We start from the raw sequence: 16,014 nt of genomic DNA, 5'->3' as shown, positions 1-16,014 counted from the left end.
CCCGGCTCCGACGCCAGGACCCGCGCGGCCCGCCCCGCGCGGCCCGCCCCGCGCGGCCCGCCCCGCACTCGCGCGGAGCGGTGAAACACCTGGTCACCAGCCCCGCCGAGGGACCCCAGAGGGGAGCCGCAGGGGGCGGACAAGGGTTTTCCCCGTATCGGGTTCACCCCCGCGTTGCCTACTGTCTGCCCACCGGCGATCTTCCCCTGACTCTACGGCCCACACGCCAACCCCACATGGCGTGAGGACCGCACCGTCGGGGGAAGAGCCGGGACTGCCGTTGCCCTGCCCCGCCGTTGCGGCTCGGCAACGTGGCGCGCGGCGGCCGGGGCGAGTTCGACCACCTCGCTCCCGGCCCCGCGGCCGCCGGAACCTCCCACACTGCACCGACCGGCCGCTCCGGCCTGCCCGGAACGGCCCGCGAAAGGGAACTCGTGCACGCAACCAGACGTAGGCTCATATCCGTGGTGGCCATGTCCGTCACCCTGCTCGCCGGCTCCGCGACCGCCTCCGTGGCCCTGGCCACCGAGACTCCTGCCGCGGCCCCCGCCGCCACGGTCGCCCCCACCGCGCCGGTCGCGAACCTCATCGTCGGGTACAAGTCCTCGGCCACCGAGGCCAGCTCGAACACGGCGGCTGCCGACGACGCCACCGCCAAGGGCAAGAAGGCCGGCAAGAAGGCGAAGTTCGACCGTCGCCTCGGCACCGGCGCCGCCCTGGTCAACCTGGGCGGGACCGTCGCCCCGGCCGAGGCCGCCGACGTAATGGCCCAGTTCCGTGCCGACCCGGACGTCGCCTACGTCGAGCCGGACACCCGCGCCTACGCGATGGCCGTCACGCCGAACGACACCGAGTACGCCAAGCAGTGGGACCTCTTCGAGCCCACCGCCGGCATGAACGTCCCCGCCGCCTGGGACAAGACCACGGGCTCCGGCGTCACCGTCGCCGTGATCGACACCGGCTACGTCGCCCACTCGGACGTCGCCCCGAACATCGTCTCCGGCTACGACTTCATCTCGACGTCCTCCGAGGCCCGCGACGGCAACGGCCGTGACAGCAACCCCGCCGACGAGGGCGACTGGAACGCCACCGACGGCGAGTGCGGTGTCGGCTCCAAGGCCAGCACCTCCTCCTGGCACGGCACCCACGTCGCGGGCACCATCGCCGCGGCCACGAACAACTCCAAGGGCATCGCGGGCATCGCCTACGGCGCGAAGATCCAGCCCGTCCGCGTGCTCGGCAAGTGCGGCGGCTCGACCTCGGACATCGTCGACGCCATCACCTGGGCCTCCGGCGGCTCCGTCGCGGGCGTGCCGGCCAACGCCACCCCGGCCAAGGTCATCAACATGAGTCTCGGCGGTCCGGGTGCCTGCGGCACCAGCTACCAGAACGCCATCAACGCGGCCGTGGCCCGCGGTACGACCGTCGTCGTCGCCGCCGGCAACAGCAACGCCAACGCGTCCGGGTACTCGCCCGCCAGCTGCAACAACGTGATCAACGTGGCGTCGACCAACCGCGCCGGCGAGCGTTCGTACTACTCGAACTTCGGCACGGTCATCGACATCGCCGCCCCGGGCGGTGAGACCCGCCGCGCCACCGACACGCCCGGCACCGTCACCACCCCCGAGAACGCAATCCTCTCGACCCTGAACGCCGGCACCACCACCCCCGGCGCTGAGAGCTACAAGCCCTACCAGGGCACCAGCATGGCCGCCCCGCACGTCGCGGGCCTCGCCGCCCTGCTGAAGTCTGCGAAGACCTCGCTGACCCCGGCCCAGATCGAGACGGCGATCAAGACCAACGCCCGCCCGCTGCCCGGTGCCTGCTCCGGTGGCTGCGGCGCCGGTCTCGCCGACGCGGCCGCGACCGTCGCCGCGGTGACCTCGACGACCCCGCCGACCTCGGGCCTCGAGAACACCATGGACTTCTCCATCACCGACAACGGCACCGTGGAGAGCCCGATCACCGTCACCGGTGTCACCGGCAACGCCCCGGCCACCCTCAAGGTGGGCGTGAACATCGTTCACTCCTACATCGGTGACCTCAAGGTCGACCTGATCGCCCCCGACGGCACCGCGTACACGCTCCACAACCGCTCGGGCGGCAGCACCGACAACATCAACCAGGTCTACACCGTCAACGCCTCCTCCGAGGTCGCGAACGGCACCTGGAAGCTGCGCGTCAACGACAACGCCGGCGGCGACACCGGCAAGATCGACTCCTGGAACCTGACCTTCTGATCAGGAGCCAAATCGGCCTGACGGCCAGATAGTACGGACCAAGGTGAGCCCGCGGACCTGCTGATACACCTCGTATCGGCAGGTCCGACGGGTTTTCCCGGGACGTGACTGATTTCTGCGTCACAATCCGTGTCCGCCCGCCACTCGACCTCGTATTGTCGCCTCTCACAGGAAGGGCACAGGAGCTGGGGATCGAGAGGCTGGTGGCTGTGCGTGGTGGCGGCGACGGGGCACGCTGACACAAGTGTCGGACACGGAGAACTGATCAAGGCGGTCGACCGCGCGCTGACCACGCACGGCCGGGCGCTCCTGACCGGACCGGCCGGCGCGGGCAAGACCGAGGTCGTGCGCGCCGTCGCGGCCGCGGCCGAATCGCGCCGCGAGACCGTGCTGTGCCTCGCTCCCGAGGCGGCCGACCAATGGATACCCGAGGCGTCCGCCGCCGCCCTCCTCGCCTCCGTGCCCTGCGGCGCCCTGGAACAGCTCTCGGGCCCCCAGCGCACCGCCATCGCCCTCCTGCGCCGCGAGGCCGACGCCCCCCGGGCCGGCCGCGACCACATAGCCCTGCGCCTCGCCGTCGTCGAGGTGCTGCGGACCCTCGCCGCCCGCCGGCCCGTCCTGCTCGTCCTCGACAACGCCCAGTGGCTCGACGCCGAGAGCACCGACCTGCTCCGCTTCGCGCTGCGCCTGACACCGCCCGGCGTACGGGTCCTGGTCGCCGAATGCGTCCAGGGCGGGGCCCCGGTCGGCGAACCCCTCTGCGGCCCCGGAGTCCCCGCCATCCGCGTCCCCCCGCTGGGCGCCGACGAAGTCGCCGAACTCCTCGCCGGCCACGGCCTCCCGGCCCGCCTCGCCGGCCGCATCCACCAGGCCAGCGGCGGCAACCCGCGCCTCGCCCTCGCCCTCGGCCACTCCCTCGCCGAGGCCGCCGAGGCCCGCGACTGCAGCGCCCACCACGCCGACACCCTGCCCGTCTCCGGACAGGCCCGTGAGGTGGCCCGCAGGCTCCTCGCCGCCGCCCCCGCACAGGCCCGCCGCACCCTGCTGCTCGCCGCCCTCGCCACCCGCCCCACCATCCCCCTGCTGCGCCGGGCCGGCCGCCCCGACGCCGAGGCCGAGCTGGCCGAGGCGGAACGGGCCGCGCTGGTCAGGGTGGGGGAGGACGGCACCGTGGAGTTCACCGCCGGCGCCCTGCCCACCGCCCTCGCCGCCGACGCCGGCTGGCCGGAACGCGCAGCCGGGCACGCGGCCCTGGCCGATGCCGTCGACGACCCCGTCCAGGCCGTACGCCACCGTGCGCTGGCCGTGGACACCCCCGACCAGTGGCTTGCCGCGGAGATCACCGAGGCCGCCGCGGCCTGCCGCCGCCGGGGCCAGCGCGCCCTCGCCGCCGAACTGGGCCTGCTCGCCGCCGAACGGACGCCGTCCGCGCTGGCCGGCGAGGAGCTGGCCCGCCTGGTGACGGCCGCCGAGGACGCGGGCTGGGCCGGCCGGGCCGACCTCGCCCGTCGCGCCACCCGCGCCGTCCTGGCCCGCGACGCCTCGCCCGCCGACCGGGTACGGGCCCGCCTCGCCGTCATCGACGCCGCCGGGCAGGCCCTGGGCGCCCTCGACGAGACCTTCGCCCACGCCATGGACGAGGCCGCCGGGGACCCCTCGCTGCAGGCCGCCGTCCAGCTGCGGATCGCCTGGAAGAACAATCTCAGCGACGGCGACCCCGTCCGCTCCCGCGACGCCGCCGCCCGTGCCGGGGCGCTCGCCGCGCTCGGCGGCGACCAGGTCGCCGAAGCCATGGCGCTGACGGTACGGGCCCGCATGGGCCGCATCCTGGGTGACCCGGGCGCCGAGGCGATCCTCGCCGAGGCGCTCGCCCTGCCCGCCCCCGAGGTGCCTCTCGGCATGCGCAACGCACCCCAGTACCTCGCGGTCCGGCACGCCCTCTTCGACGACGGCCTCGACGACGCCCGCCGCCAGCTGATGGTCCTGCTGCCCGCCGTCCAGCGCACGGGATCCGCCGAGGACGTCTTCGAGGTCCTGCGCAGCCTCACCGAGGTCGAGTTGCGCAGCGGCCGCTGCGAGGCCGCCTCGGCCCACGCCCGCCGGGCCCTGGACCTCACGATCGACGCGGGCCTCTCGCCCGGACCCGCCTGGTACGTCGCCGCGATGGCCGAGGCCATGGGCGGCAGTTTCGCCCGGGCCGAGGGCTATGCCCGGCGAGGCATCCAGGCCTCGCAGGAGGAGCAGGACCAGGTCTTCCTCTCCCGCAGCCTGCACGCGCTCGGCCTCGTCGAACTCGCCACGGGAGAAGCGGCGAAGGCCGTCGCCACCCTGCGCCGGGTCGCCGAACTGGAGGCCGCCCAGCAGGTGGTCGACCCCTCGATTCTGCGCTGGCACGGTGAACTCGCCGAGGCCCTGATCGCCGCGGACGCACCCGACGAAGCCGCCCGGCTGCTGTCCTCCGTACGCACGGTCGCCGTCGGCCTCGGCCGGACCGGTGTCGTCGCCGCCCTCGACCGGGCCCGGGGACTGTGCCTGTCCGCCCAGGGCGACGCCGACGCGGCCGTGCACCTGCTGGAGGCCACCGCGCAGCGCTTCGACACGCTCCAGCTGCCGCTGGAACGCGGCCGTACGCTCCTCGCCCTCGCCCGGGTCGAGCGCCGCAGGCGGCGGCGGGCGCCGGCCCGCGCGGCACTGGCCGCCGCGGCCGAGGTGTTCGACCGGGCCGGGGCCGTCCCCTGGACGGAGCTCGCCAGGGAACCGGCTCCGGGGGAGGGCGTCGGTGCGCAGGTGCCCGCGGCCGCGATCCTGACCGAGGCCGAGACCCGGCTCGCGCTGCTGGTCAGCGAGGGTGCCAGCAACCAGGAGGCCGCGGCGAAGCTGTTCCTCAGCGTCAAGACCGTGGAGGCACGGCTGACCCGTATCTACCAGAAGCTCGACGTCCGCTCACGGGCCCAGCTGGCCACCGCGCTGCGCACGCGGTGACCCGGCCCGGACCGCCGGTCAGCAGCCCAGGTTGTTCCCGGGGGTCACCCCGAGCAGCTGGGTGAAGCTCTGGTACTTCGAGATCCGGCTCTGGACCTGCGCGGGGTTGCCGCCGTTGCACTCCAGCGAGCCGTTGATCGAGCGGATGGTCTCCCCGAAGCCCGCGCCGTTCACCATGGCGGCGTGGGCGGTCATCGTGCCCGGGCCGTTCTGGGTGTTCCAGTACCAGAGCGCGGTCTTCATGGCGACGGCCGGATCCCGCTCCACGAGGTACGGGTTGGCGAGGAGGTTGATGCCGAGGGCGTCGCCGGCCGCCTTGTAGTTGAAGTTCCAGCTGAGCTGGATGGGCCCGCGACCGTAGTAGGCCGCCTGTCCGGCGGGACAGCCGTACGGCTGGGTCGCGTCGCAGTAGTGGGGGTAGTTGGCGGTGTTCTGCTCCACGATGTGCACGAGTCCGCCCGTCTCGTGCGAGACGTTCGCGAGGAAGGCCGCGGCCTCGCGCCGCTTCACGGTGTCGTCGCCGGTGTTGGCGAACCCGGGGTACGCGGACAGCGCCGCGATCAGGCCGTTGTAGGTGTAGAAGGGGTTCCGGTTCGGGAACATCTGGTTGAACTGGGCCTCGGAGACCACGAATCCGCTGGGGTTGCCCGGATCCGGGTCCTGGCCCCCGCCGCCGCAGGCGCCCTGGTCCGACCAGACGCCCCACTGGCCGGTGGTGCCGGGCGTCTCGCCCTGGGTCCACCACTTCGCCTGCCAGTTGTGGCCGCCGTACGAGGCGCTCATCCCGTTGGTGTAGACAGCGGAGGAGGCCCAGGCGCCGGCGCAGGGGGCGGCCGCGGAGGCGGGGGAGGAGGGGAGGGCGATGGCGAGGCCGGCCGTGACGGCCGCGGCGGCGGCCAGCGAGAGGGCGCGACGGCGAAGCGCACGAATCACGTAACTGCTCCTTCAGTGGGGGGAATTGCCATGCGGGGCAACTGCGCCCCCACTGAAGCGAAAATGGTCTGAACCTGTCAAGGTCTAGACCAAATGAAACGCGCCGGTGTCACGGCTTACGCGTGACACCGGCGCGGAATCGAACCGGTCAGCTGCCCTGGGAGAGGTTCCCGGAGAGGACCGGGATGTTGCTGGCGATGTGCGAGAGCGCCTCGTCACCCTTGGCCTGGGTGGAGTTCTCGGCGCACTGCTGGTTCTGCGGGTTGGACAGCACGTTGACGTCCTGGACGCCGACGTTGGCGAGGACGGCGAGCAGGGACTGGGCGTTGACCTTGGCCGGCAGGCCGACGCAGAGCTTGTTGAGCGAGCCCTGGATGGCGCCGAGCTGCGGGCTCATCTTGCCCGAGGTCTCCTGGTTGCCGTAGATCTGGGCCGCGCCGTTGCCGTTGACGGTGTTCACGCCGTTGTCGTTGCCGATCGCCATCGCCGGGGAGGCGACTGCGGCACCCGCGCCGAGCACGGCGGCGGTGGCGGCTGCGGTGGCCATGAACTTCTTGAACATGTGGGGATCCTTCTGTCGCACTGTCGCATGAGATAGCTGCCCTCGGCGGGACGTGCTGATCAACTGCTGACAGTGCTCGGGGTTATCCCCACTCACCCGGGTGGCCCAATGGCGGATCGAGCCACCCCCGGCCGCGACGGCGGGGGCGAGCTCCTCGCGTCCGAGGGTCAGCCGGTCTTGCGGCGGACCTTCTTGTTCTTTCCGCCGGGGCCGCTGCTGGCACCCTGGACCTTCGCGCGGCTCTGGTGCGCCTGCTGCGACTGGGCGTTCGCGGCGTTGCGGTCCAGGGCCTCCCGGAACTTGCGCTTGGCGGCGTCGGCCGGGGACTCGTCCTGCGGGGTGTCGGTTTCGTCAGCCATTTTGTCCTCCTGGGGTGATCAAGCGGTTTCAGTCTGTCAGGTGGCGTCCGCGCTGACCAGCGAGTTCCCCGGAGCCCCAAGCGTTGCTTGGGGAAGTCATAAGTTTTGATTATGGGGTCATAAAGGGACGCCGGGTGCTGAGTAAGGTTTACCTTCGTTTAGGGTTCCCTTTGATCCACCTTGCCGTCGCTCGAAGGGAACCTCTGCCATGCCTCGCCCTCTGCGGGTAGCAATCGTCGGTGCCGGTCCTGCCGGTATCTACGCCGCCGACGCGCTGCTGAAGTCCGAGGCGGCCGTCGAGCCCGGCGTGTCCATCGACCTCTTCGAGAGGATGCCCGCCCCCTTCGGCCTGATCCGCTACGGCGTCGCCCCCGACCACCCCCGGATCAAGGGCATCATCACCGCCCTGCACCAGGTGCTCGACAAGCCGCAGGTGCGTCTCTTCGGGAACGTCGACTACCCGAACGACATCAGCCTCGACGAGCTGCAGTCCTTCTACGACGCCGTGATCTTCTCCACCGGCGCCACGGCCGACCGCGCGCTGACCATCCCGGGCGTCGAGCTCGAGGGTTCCTACGGCGCCGCCGACTTCGTCTCCTGGTACGACGGCCACCCGGACGTCCCGCGCACCTGGCCGCTGGAGGCCGAGAAGGTCGCCGTGCTCGGTGTCGGCAATGTCGCCCTCGACGTCGCGCGCATCCTCGCGAAGACGGCCGACGAGCTCCTGCCGACCGAGATCCCCGCGAACGTCTACGACGGGATCAAGGCGAACAAGGCCCTCGAGGTGCACGTCTTCGGCCGCCGCGGACCGGCTCAGGCCAAGTTCAGCCCCATGGAGCTGCGCGAGCTGGACCACTCGCCCACCATCGAGGTCATCGTCAACCCCGAGGACATCGACTACGACGAGGGCTCCATAGCCACCCGCCGCGCCAACAAGCAGGCCGACATGGTCGCCAAGACCCTGGAGAACTGGGCGATCCGCGACATCGGCGAGCGCCCGCACAAGCTCTTCCTGCACTTCTTCGAGTCGCCCGCCGAGATCCTCGGCGAGGACGGCAGGGTCGTCGGTCTGCGCACCGAGCGCACCGAGCTCGACGGCACCGGCAACGTCAAGGGCACCGGCAACTTCACCGACTGGGACATCCAGTCCGTCTACCGCGCCGTCGGATACCTCTCCGACGAGCTGCCCAAGCTCCCCTGGGACGTCGAGTCCGGCACGGTCCCGGACGAGGGCGGCCGCGTCATCGAGGCCGGCGGTCACCTGCAGTCGACCTACGTCACCGGATGGATCCGCCGCGGTCCGGTCGGCCTGATCGGCCACACCAAGGGCGACGCGAACGAGACCGTCGCGAACCTGCTCGCCGACCACGCGGAGGGCCGCCTGAGCGAGCCGGCCGCGCCGGCCCCGGAGGCCGTCGAGGCCTTCCTCGTCGAGCGCAGCATCCGCTTCACGACGTGGGAGGGCTGGCACAAGCTGGACGCGGCCGAGAAGGCCCTCGGTGAGCCTCAGGGCCGCGAGCGCGTGAAGATCGTCGAGCGCGAGGGCATGCTCGACGCGAGCGGAGCGTAGTGCGTCGGGGCCGGGACCCGGACGGGGTCCCGGCCCTCCGTACGTCCTCCCGCGCGATCCGCGGCGCACGGGGCGCAGGACGTGGTGGCGGCTGCCTCAGGCGCCCCGGTCCCGCTCCAGCACGCCCCGTACGAAGGCCGCCTGCCCGGCGTGCTGGAGGTCGTCGGTCAGTACGCTGACCAGGCGCACCCCGAGGGTGACCGGCGGGTCCCAGCGCTCGTCGACCACCCGTTCGAGATCGGTGGCGGCGAGCCCGCGGACGTACGACGAGGTCCTCTCGTGCACCGCGTCGAAGTACCCCAGCAGCAGCTCGCCCGAGTCGACGCGGACGGTGTAGACGTCCCGCGGCGAGTGCCCGTACCCGGTCGAACCGGCCGGCAGGGGCAGCGCGAACCGGTCAGACCAGCCGTCGGAGTCCCACAGCTGCTCCGTGCCGGCCGCATCCGCGATGTGATCGTCCTGGACCCGGGTGAGGTGCCAGACGAGCCAGGTGACCGAGTTCGCCGCCGGGTCCACGCGTGCGTTGAGCAGATCCGGTGGGACCCCTTCCACGACCTCGTGCACGATCTCCCGGATGCGTCCGAACCCGTCGGCGATGACGTCCGTAGCCTTCATGCACCCACCATGCAAGGCCCGGGGGCCCGGCCGCCGCGAGCGACACGCGGGGGCCGGGCCGCCGGGCCGGCGGGTGGTCAGCTGGTGGCGTCGGCCTTCACGGTCTCCTCGGCCTTCACGGTCTCCTCGGCCGTCGCGGCCGACTCGTCCTTCACTGAGGCCGCGGAGGTCCCGGCCGGCGCCGGCTGCCCGGAGGCCGCCGCGACGGTGCCCTGCTTGCCCCGCAGGCCGATCCAGCTGATCACCGCGACGAGAGCGAAGGCCACGGCCCCGATCCCGAAGGTGAGGGTGAACCCGGACTCGGCGGGCAGCGGCGGAACCCCCGCAGGCAGGTGCTCGATGGTCCTGGACGCCAGGATCGTCGTGACGACCGCGCTGCCGATCGCGCTGCCCGTGGAGCGGGAGATCGAGTTGATGCCGTTGGCGATGCCGCTCTGGTGGTGCGGGACGCTGGACATGATCACGGCGGGCATGGCGGCGTAGCCGAAGCTGACGGCCGCGCCGACGACGAGTCCGGCGCCGATCACCGAGTAGCTGTGCTGGTGGTCCAGGACGAGCCAGGCGAAGCCGGCCGCGCCGAGGGCCGCGGCCAGGCCCAGCGCCGTACGCGGACCGCGGTGGCGCACGATCTGGCCGCCGACGGGCGACGCGAGCAGCGAGACGATCGCGCCGGGCAGCAGGAACTGCACGGAGGCGCGCAGGATGGACGCGTCGAAGCCGTAGCCGGTCAGCGCCTCGGGCATCTGGACGAGGTACGAGACGCCCAGGAAGTTCGCGAACATCCCGAAGCCGACCAGGACACCGGCCAGGTTGGCCATGAGCACGGGGCGGTGGACGAACATCTTCATGTCGACGAGGGGCTCGCGCACCTTGCGCTCGACGAGGACCCAGACGGCGGTCATGACGGCGGCGCCGGCGAAGCTGCCCAGCGTACGGGCGGAGCCCCAGCCCCACTCGTGCCCCTGCGAGATCGGCAGCAGGAGCAGCAGCAGCGCGATGCCGAGGGTGAGGGCGCCGAGGAAGTCGGTGCGCCCGCCGGTCTTGTGGCGGGTCGCGGGGACCAGGAACACGACCGCGAGCAGGGCGAGGAGCGCGAAGCCGGTCGCCATCCAGAAGGCGTTGCGGTAGTCCGCGCCGGAGCCGGAGGTGAGCAGCCCGGTCGCGACGAGCGCGAGCCCGCTGCCGAACGCGAGCGTGCCGCTGACCAGGGCCATCGCGCCCGGCAGCTTCTGCGGACGGACCTCCTCGCGCAGGACCGAGAGGGCCAGCGGGAAGATCGCGGTGGCCGCACCCTGGAGCACCCGGCCCAGGATCAGCATCGGCAGCGTGGACGCCAGGGCGGCGATGACCGAGCCGACGACCATGACGCCGAGCACGGCGACCAGGGTCGGCTTCTTGCCGTGCTGGTCGCCGAACCGGCCCAGGAGCGGGGTGAAGACGGCGGCCGACAGGAGCGTGGCAGTGGTCACCCAGCTCACGTTGGCGGTCGTGGTGGCGAGATCCTGGCGGATCAGGCCGAGGATCGGGACCGGCAGGGTCTGCATCATCGACACGACCATGGCGGCCAGGCTCAGGGCGAAGACGATGACCGTCTCGTTCCGGTGCCCGGAGTCCGGGGTGGCGGGGGAGGGGGTGCTCATGGCTGGCGGGACCTTCTTCGTGTTTCGGAGCAGAAGAGCTTCGGAACGCAGATGTTTGACTTCATCAAGTAACTCGACAGACCGTAGACGTGGATAGTTAAGGTGGTCAAGTAAACAATTGATAATGTGAAGCATCCTGAGTACGCTCCGGGTATGAGCGACACCGCCACGCAGACCCCCACCAAGCTCCAGCTGCTGGAGCTGCTCGCCGCGATCGGCACCGCCCAATGGCGCGAGTTCGCGGCCGCCGCCGCCCAGCACGGGCTGACCTCCACCCAGGCCCGGGTCCTCGCCCAGCTCGACGGCCCCGTGCCCATGCGCGGCCTCGCCACCCTGCTGGTGTGCGACGCCTCGAACGTGACCGGCATCGTCGACCGCCTGGAGGCCCGTGAGCTGGTGCGCCGGGAGCCGGACCCCGCCGACCGCCGCGTCAAGAACGTCGTCGCCACGGACTCGGGCCGCGAGGTCATCCGCCGGGTCCGGGAGGAGATGCAGGCGATGCACGGCGCGCTGGACTCCCTCGACGAGGCAGAGAGTGCGACGCTCTACGCGCTGCTGGGCCGTCTGCGCCCCTCGATGGAGAAGGCCTGAGCGCCGTGGACGCGACGACCGCCGGCGGGATCCAGGTGTTGCGGGCGGCCGGCCGCCCGGCCACCGTCTGGAAGAACGGCGGAGGAGTCACCCGGGAGATCGCGGCCCGGCCCGAGGGTGCCGGCATGGACGACTTCGCCTGGCGGGTGAGCCTGGCAGAGGTCGCCGCCGACGGTCCGTTCTCGGCGTTCCCCGGCATCGGGCGCACCCTGACCCTCGCCGAGGGCGCGGGGATGGACCTCGCGGTGGCGGGCGTACGCCGTCTCGTGGACGAGCGGTTCGTGCCGCAGGACTTCCCCGGGGACGAGCCGACCGACTGCCGCCTGCTCTCCGGCCCCGTGGTGAACTTCAACGTGATGTACCGCAGGGACGCGGTGCAGGCGCGCACCGCCGTCGTACGGGGCCGGGCGGCCCTCGCCGTCCCGCCGGGCGAGACGCTGCTGGTGGTCGCCCTGGACGGACCGGTGGTCCTGGAGCGGCCCGGTGACCCCGTGGGGCTCGGCCGCTACGACGCCGCGCTGGTGACCGGACTGCGCGACTGCCGGGTCCGTACGGCAGGCTTCGCGGCAGTCGTACGGTTCGCGGCGGCGGCCGTCCGGGCGGAAGAGGCGGCCTGACGCGTCCGCAGGGACGGTCTAACGCGTTCGCGTGCCCAGCTTCAGCCACTTCGCGGTGCTGGGCACGCCCTTCGCGTTGAGAAGGAAGAGCATGTAGTACCCGGGCGGGGCGTCGGCAGCGCCCGGTGGCGTACGGAGTCCGACGGTGGAGCCGTGGACGCCGGTGATCCGCAGGTCCAGATGGCGCTGGCTGGTGTTCACCGAGTGCGTGACCGTCGTGGGCGCCAGCAGGACGGCCCGTTCGACGTCCTTCGGCGTCGAGCTCGTGACCTGGAAGGCCGTGTCGTGGCCGAGGTCGCCCGCCGGGACCCGGTCGAGCGCCGGCCGGGGCCCCCGGTGCAGGTAGGCGGGCTCGTAGAGCTCGATGCTGCCGTCCATCCCGTCCTTGATGTCGGGATCGTTGGCGATCTGCTGGAGCTCGTCACCGGTGACCATCATCCGGCCGTCCGGCAGCACCAGCGCGTTGGAGTGGTAGCCGCGGGGCAGTCGCTGGGCGGGCCCCAGCTTCCAGTGGCCCCGCGCGTCGCGCAGCTCGATCTGCCGGTACTTCAGGTCGGCCTTCGGATTGAAGGGCCCGTTGCCGTAGTTCCGGGTGTCCAGGGCGCCGTTCACGGTGAGCAGCGTCCCGTCGGGCAGGATCAGGGTCCCGTCCTGGGTGCGGCCGAAGGCCCTCGGCTCCTCGATGCTCCAGCGGCCCCCGGACAGCCGGTAGGTGAGCGGGTCGCGCGGGTCGCCGCCGAGCACCAGCACGGAGTCCGGGCCCCGGAAACCGGCCGGCAGCGGCACCGCGGAACCGTAGCCCCGGAAGTCGGCGGGCCGCCGGGGCAGGTCGGTGCGGGTGTCCTTGACCGGGTCGAACAGCCATTGCTGGTCGGCGTCGCGGCCGAGCCCGTAGATCTTTCCGTCCCGCAGCGAGAAGAGGTGCGGATAGTCGTTCCGGAAGGGCGCCGACGACCGGAGCCGCTCCACCGGGACGTTCGCGGGGATGTCGTACGAACGCCAGGGCACGGGGCGTCCGAGTGCGGGGAAGCGCTCCACCACCGGCGTGGGCGTGCCCGTACCGCGCTCGGACTGGCCGGACATGATGATCTGCCGACCGTCCGGCCCGGTCACGACCGAGGGGTACCAGCGCCCCACGGACATGTCGCGGTTGCGGAACCACTTCTCGGTCCACGGGTCGAAGACGAAGGACAGCTTGGCGCCGCTGCCGCCCTTCCCGCCGACGTTGCCGCCGAACACCCCCACCATCCCGTTGGGGAGGTAGGAGTGGCCGGCGCAGAAGAACGGCGCCGGGCGCGGGGCGTAGGTGCCGTCGGGCATCAGCACCACGGGCGGTGCCACGTTCTTGAAGGCGTTGGCCCCGGTCCCCCTGGCGGGGTCCCACAGGTAGGCGCGGCCCGCGTTCGTCCGGCCGATCGTGTTCGTGGGCCCGGTCTCCTTGGTGGGATCGGCCTCCACGCGTTCGAACGAGAACAGCAGCACCTTGCCCGTCGGCAGCTGGGCCACGTGGACGCCGAAGTCCGGCGACGGGAAGAATCGGGTGAACCGGCCGAACCGGGCCGCGTCGAACGTCGCGTTGGCCCTGCGCTGGGACTCCTGGAGGGAGGCCAGGCTCGACGTGCGCTTCGTCTGCGGATATCCCTGGGTCCCCCTGGCGGCCTCGCGCATCCAGGCATGGGCGCGGGCGTGCTCCTCGCCGAGTACCGCGGCCTCGTCGCCGCCACCGCCACCGCCACCGCCCGCGTGGCGGGCTGCGGCGAAGGCGGGGGCGGGGCCGGTCAGTGCGACGGCCAGGGCGGTCGCGAGGGCCAGCGCCGACAGCAGGGCGGAGTGTGGTGTGCGGGACATGGGACTCCTCACCGCAGGAGGGCCCGGCGCCCCGGCCGGCTCCAGAACCCCCGCTGATTGCCTCAAAGACCTCGCCGATATTAGGACGAACCGGTACGACTGATCGGTGCGACTCGGCGCCCCGTGCCACCTGAGGCCATTCGGTCGAGGGGTTTGGGTAGATTTATCGTTTCTGCGGTGATGGGCTTCGGCCATCGAGGTGAGACCGCGTGCCCGTCGGCCGGCGGGGGCGGCCGCGGACCGCTATCCATGGCGGTGTGATCAAGTCCCTCCGCACCGGATTCACCGCAGCCGCCATGACCGCGACCCTCCTCGCGCTCACCCCCGCAGCCGGGGCCTCTTCCTCGGCGCCCTCGGCCCCCACCGACCAGGTGACCGTGGACGTCGCCTCCGTGAACGGATCGGGCTGCCGTCCAGGCAGTGCCGCCGTCGCCGTGTCGCCGGACAACTCGGCCTTCACGGTCACCTACAGCGAATACCTGGCCCAGGCCGGCGGTGGTGTCTCCACCGTCGAGGGCCGCAAGAACTGCCTCCTCTCCCTCGACGTCCATGTCCCGCAGGGGTACACGTACGCCGTGGCCAAGGTGGACTACCGCGGCTTCGGCAGCCTCGCACCGGGCGCGGTCGGCACGCAGAAGGCCAGCTACTACTTCCAGGGCATGAGCCAGACCGCGTACCGAACCCACAAGTTCAACGGCGAGCTCGTCGACAACTGGCAGGCGACCGACACCACGGGCATCGAAGCCCTCGTCTTCGCGCCCTGCGGTGAGCAGCGCAACTTCAACATCAACACCGAGCTGCGCGCCGAAGTGGGAACCTCGGACCCGTCGCACACCAGCTTCATGGCACTCGACTCGACGGACGGCAGCATCAACAGCGTGTACCACTTCTCCTGGAAGCAGTGCCCGGTCCGGCGCTGATCCGGCACGTTCCTCCCCCGGCCCGTAGGGGCCCGCCGTCGCGCGGGCCCCTGCGGCACGTCAGGCCGACGCGCGCCGCACCAGTTCGGTGGCGGTGATCACCGGACCGGGCACGGCCCGCTCGCCCGGACCGCCGTTCAGGGACCGCATCAGCAGCCGAGCCATCAGAGCGCCCATGCCCTCTATGTCCTGGCGTACGGTCGTCAGCGGCGGATCGGCGCTCTCCGCCACCGCCTCGGCGTCGTCGAAGCCCACCAGCGCCACGTCGCCGGGAACCGTCCGGCCGCTCTCCCGCAGCACGCGCAGCGCACCCGTGGCCATCAGGTCGTTCCCGGCGAAGACCGCGTCGATTCCGGCGTCCCGCTCCAGCAGTTCGGCCATCGCACGGGCCCCGCCCGCCGGGGTGAAGTCACCTTCGGCGAACAGCTCGGGGCCGGCGCCCGCGAGTGCGTCGCGGTAGCCGCTCAGCCGGTCGGCCGCCGAGGTCTGGTCGAGCGGGCCGGCGATGTGTGCGATGCGCCTGCGGCCCTGCGCCAGCAGGTAGCGCACGGCCTCCCGGGCACCCCCGCGGTTGTCGGCGTCGACAAAGGCCACCCCGTCGTCCTCCCCGGGCCCGGTGGTCCAGCCGGGGCGGCCCCCGTAGACCGTGGGCATGCCGATGCGACGGGTGATGGCCGGCAGCGGGTCGTCGGTGTGCAGGGAGAAGGCGAGGGCCCCGTCCACGTGGCCGCCCGCCAGATAGCGCTCGATCCGTTCGTAGTCGCCGCGGTCCTCCACCAGCAGCAGGACCAGTTGGGTGTCGTGCGCGGTCAACTCCTTGGCGATACCCCGGACCTGGCGCGAGAAGAACGGGTCCGAGAAGATCCGGACCTCCGGCTCGGCGATGATCACTGCGACGGCGCCGGTGCGCCGGGTGACCAGGGTGCGGGCCGCGTGGTTGGGGACGTACCCCAGCTCCTGGATCGCCGTGTGCACCCGCTCCACCAGATGTGCGCGGACCCCGTCCCCGCCGTTGACCACACGGGACGCGGTGGCCCGGGAGACCCCGGCGTGCGCCGCGACGGCCTCCAGGGTGGGCCGGTCGCCGGGGCGCGGTTCGGTCACGGATGCTCCTCCATGGTGTGCACGGGCGGGCGG

General features: G+C 72.1%; 13 protein-coding genes. 6 read left to right on the top strand and 7 right to left on the bottom strand.

The window, feature by feature from the left end; translation table 11 throughout:
• Positions 1-473 precede the first annotated feature (473 nt).
• Positions 474-2,240: a S8 family peptidase gene (locus OG444_RS03780; protein ID WP_327266650.1), complete on the top strand. Its 1,767-nt coding sequence runs from the start codon at positions 474-476 to the stop codon at positions 2,238-2,240.
• A 213-nt stretch (positions 2,241-2,453) separates the two neighbouring features.
• A complete protein-coding gene (locus OG444_RS03775; RefSeq protein WP_327260729.1) occupies positions 2,454-5,222 on the top strand; it encodes a helix-turn-helix transcriptional regulator in 2,769 nt (922 codons plus the stop codon).
• 18 nt (positions 5,223-5,240) lie between these two features.
• Here OG444_RS03775 and OG444_RS03770 read toward each other — a convergent pair whose 3' ends face one another.
• From OG444_RS03770 to OG444_RS03760, 3 genes are all read right to left on the bottom strand, one after another.
• Positions 5,241-6,155: a glycoside hydrolase family 19 protein gene (locus OG444_RS03770; RefSeq protein ID WP_442810450.1), complete on the bottom strand. Its 915-nt coding sequence runs from the start codon at positions 6,153-6,155 to the stop codon at positions 5,241-5,243.
• A gap of 148 nt (positions 6,156-6,303) precedes the next feature.
• Positions 6,304-6,717, bottom strand: coding sequence for a rodlin (locus OG444_RS03765; RefSeq protein ID WP_327260728.1), 414 nt, complete (start codon positions 6,715-6,717; stop codon positions 6,304-6,306).
• 167 nt (positions 6,718-6,884) lie between these two features.
• Positions 6,885-7,076: a DUF5302 domain-containing protein gene (locus tag OG444_RS03760; RefSeq protein WP_030384532.1), complete on the bottom strand. Its 192-nt coding sequence runs from the start codon at positions 7,074-7,076 to the stop codon at positions 6,885-6,887.
• A gap of 208 nt (positions 7,077-7,284) precedes the next feature.
• Between OG444_RS03760 and OG444_RS03755 the strand changes: the two genes are divergently transcribed.
• Complete coding sequence (locus tag OG444_RS03755; RefSeq protein ID WP_327260727.1) at positions 7,285-8,646, top strand: FAD-dependent oxidoreductase; 1,362 nt, start codon at positions 7,285-7,287, stop codon at positions 8,644-8,646.
• A gap of 96 nt (positions 8,647-8,742) precedes the next feature.
• Here the strand turns inward: OG444_RS03755 and OG444_RS03750 are convergent, their stop codons facing one another.
• Positions 8,743-9,261, bottom strand: a complete 519-nt coding sequence (locus OG444_RS03750) for a mycothiol transferase (protein WP_327260726.1) — start codon at positions 9,259-9,261, stop codon at positions 8,743-8,745.
• A 77-nt stretch (positions 9,262-9,338) separates the two neighbouring features.
• Entirely contained in the window at positions 9,339-10,901 is a 1,563-nt protein-coding gene (locus OG444_RS03745) for an MFS transporter (RefSeq protein ID WP_327260725.1), read from the bottom strand.
• Between the two features lie 153 nt (positions 10,902-11,054).
• Here OG444_RS03745 and OG444_RS03740 point away from each other — a divergent pair, with 153 nt between their 5' ends.
• A complete protein-coding gene (locus OG444_RS03740) occupies positions 11,055-11,492 on the top strand; it encodes a MarR family winged helix-turn-helix transcriptional regulator (RefSeq protein ID WP_327260724.1) in 438 nt (145 codons plus the stop codon).
• Positions 11,493-11,497: 5 nt separating this feature from the next.
• A complete protein-coding gene (locus OG444_RS03735; RefSeq protein ID WP_327260723.1) occupies positions 11,498-12,109 on the top strand; it encodes a HutD/Ves family protein in 612 nt (203 codons plus the stop codon).
• Between the two features lie 18 nt (positions 12,110-12,127).
• On the opposite strand, the gene OG444_RS03730 is transcribed toward OG444_RS03735, so the two are convergent.
• Positions 12,128-13,957: a galactose oxidase-like domain-containing protein gene (locus OG444_RS03730; RefSeq protein WP_327260722.1), complete on the bottom strand. Its 1,830-nt coding sequence runs from the start codon at positions 13,955-13,957 to the stop codon at positions 12,128-12,130.
• 257 nt (positions 13,958-14,214) lie between these two features.
• Here OG444_RS03730 and OG444_RS03725 point away from each other — a divergent pair, with 257 nt between their 5' ends.
• The gene (locus OG444_RS03725) at positions 14,215-14,877 is read left to right on the top strand and encodes a DUF4360 domain-containing protein (RefSeq protein ID WP_327260721.1); all 663 of its coding nucleotides are present in this window, start codon (positions 14,215-14,217) and stop codon (positions 14,875-14,877) included.
• Positions 14,878-14,937: 60 nt separating this feature from the next.
• Here OG444_RS03725 and OG444_RS03720 read toward each other — a convergent pair whose 3' ends face one another.
• A complete protein-coding gene (locus tag OG444_RS03720) occupies positions 14,938-15,981 on the bottom strand; it encodes a LacI family DNA-binding transcriptional regulator (protein ID WP_327260720.1) in 1,044 nt (347 codons plus the stop codon).
• Positions 15,982-16,014 lie beyond the last annotated feature (33 nt).

The sequence above is a fragment of the Streptomyces sp. NBC_01232 genome, assembly GCF_035989885.1.
In the GTDB taxonomy this organism is placed as follows: Bacteria; Actinomycetota; Actinomycetes; order Streptomycetales; family Streptomycetaceae; genus Streptomyces.
The sequence above is the reverse complement of the archived record's forward strand: the minus strand, read 5'-3'. Positions and strand labels throughout refer to the sequence as shown.

Bases quoted from the DNA above. Each gene is read 5' to 3' on its own strand.
- OG444_RS03780 (WP_327266650.1), top strand. From the start codon at position 474: ATGTCCGTCACCCTGCTCGCCGGCTCCGCGACCGCCTCCGTGGCCCTG.
- OG444_RS03765 (WP_327260728.1), bottom strand. From the start codon at position 6,717: ATGTTCAAGAAGTTCATGGCCACCGCAGCCGCCACCGCCGCCGTGCTC.
- OG444_RS03760 (WP_030384532.1), bottom strand. From the start codon at position 7,076: ATGGCTGACGAAACCGACACCCCGCAGGACGAGTCCCCGGCCGACGCC.
- OG444_RS03755 (WP_327260727.1), top strand. From the start codon at position 7,285: ATGCCTCGCCCTCTGCGGGTAGCAATCGTCGGTGCCGGTCCTGCCGGT.
- OG444_RS03750 (WP_327260726.1), bottom strand. From the start codon at position 9,261: ATGAAGGCTACGGACGTCATCGCCGACGGGTTCGGACGCATCCGGGAG.
- OG444_RS03745 (WP_327260725.1), bottom strand. From the start codon at position 10,901: ATGAGCACCCCCTCCCCCGCCACCCCGGACTCCGGGCACCGGAACGAG.
- OG444_RS03740 (WP_327260724.1), top strand. From the start codon at position 11,055: ATGAGCGACACCGCCACGCAGACCCCCACCAAGCTCCAGCTGCTGGAG.
- OG444_RS03730 (WP_327260722.1), bottom strand. From the start codon at position 13,957: ATGTCCCGCACACCACACTCCGCCCTGCTGTCGGCGCTGGCCCTCGCG.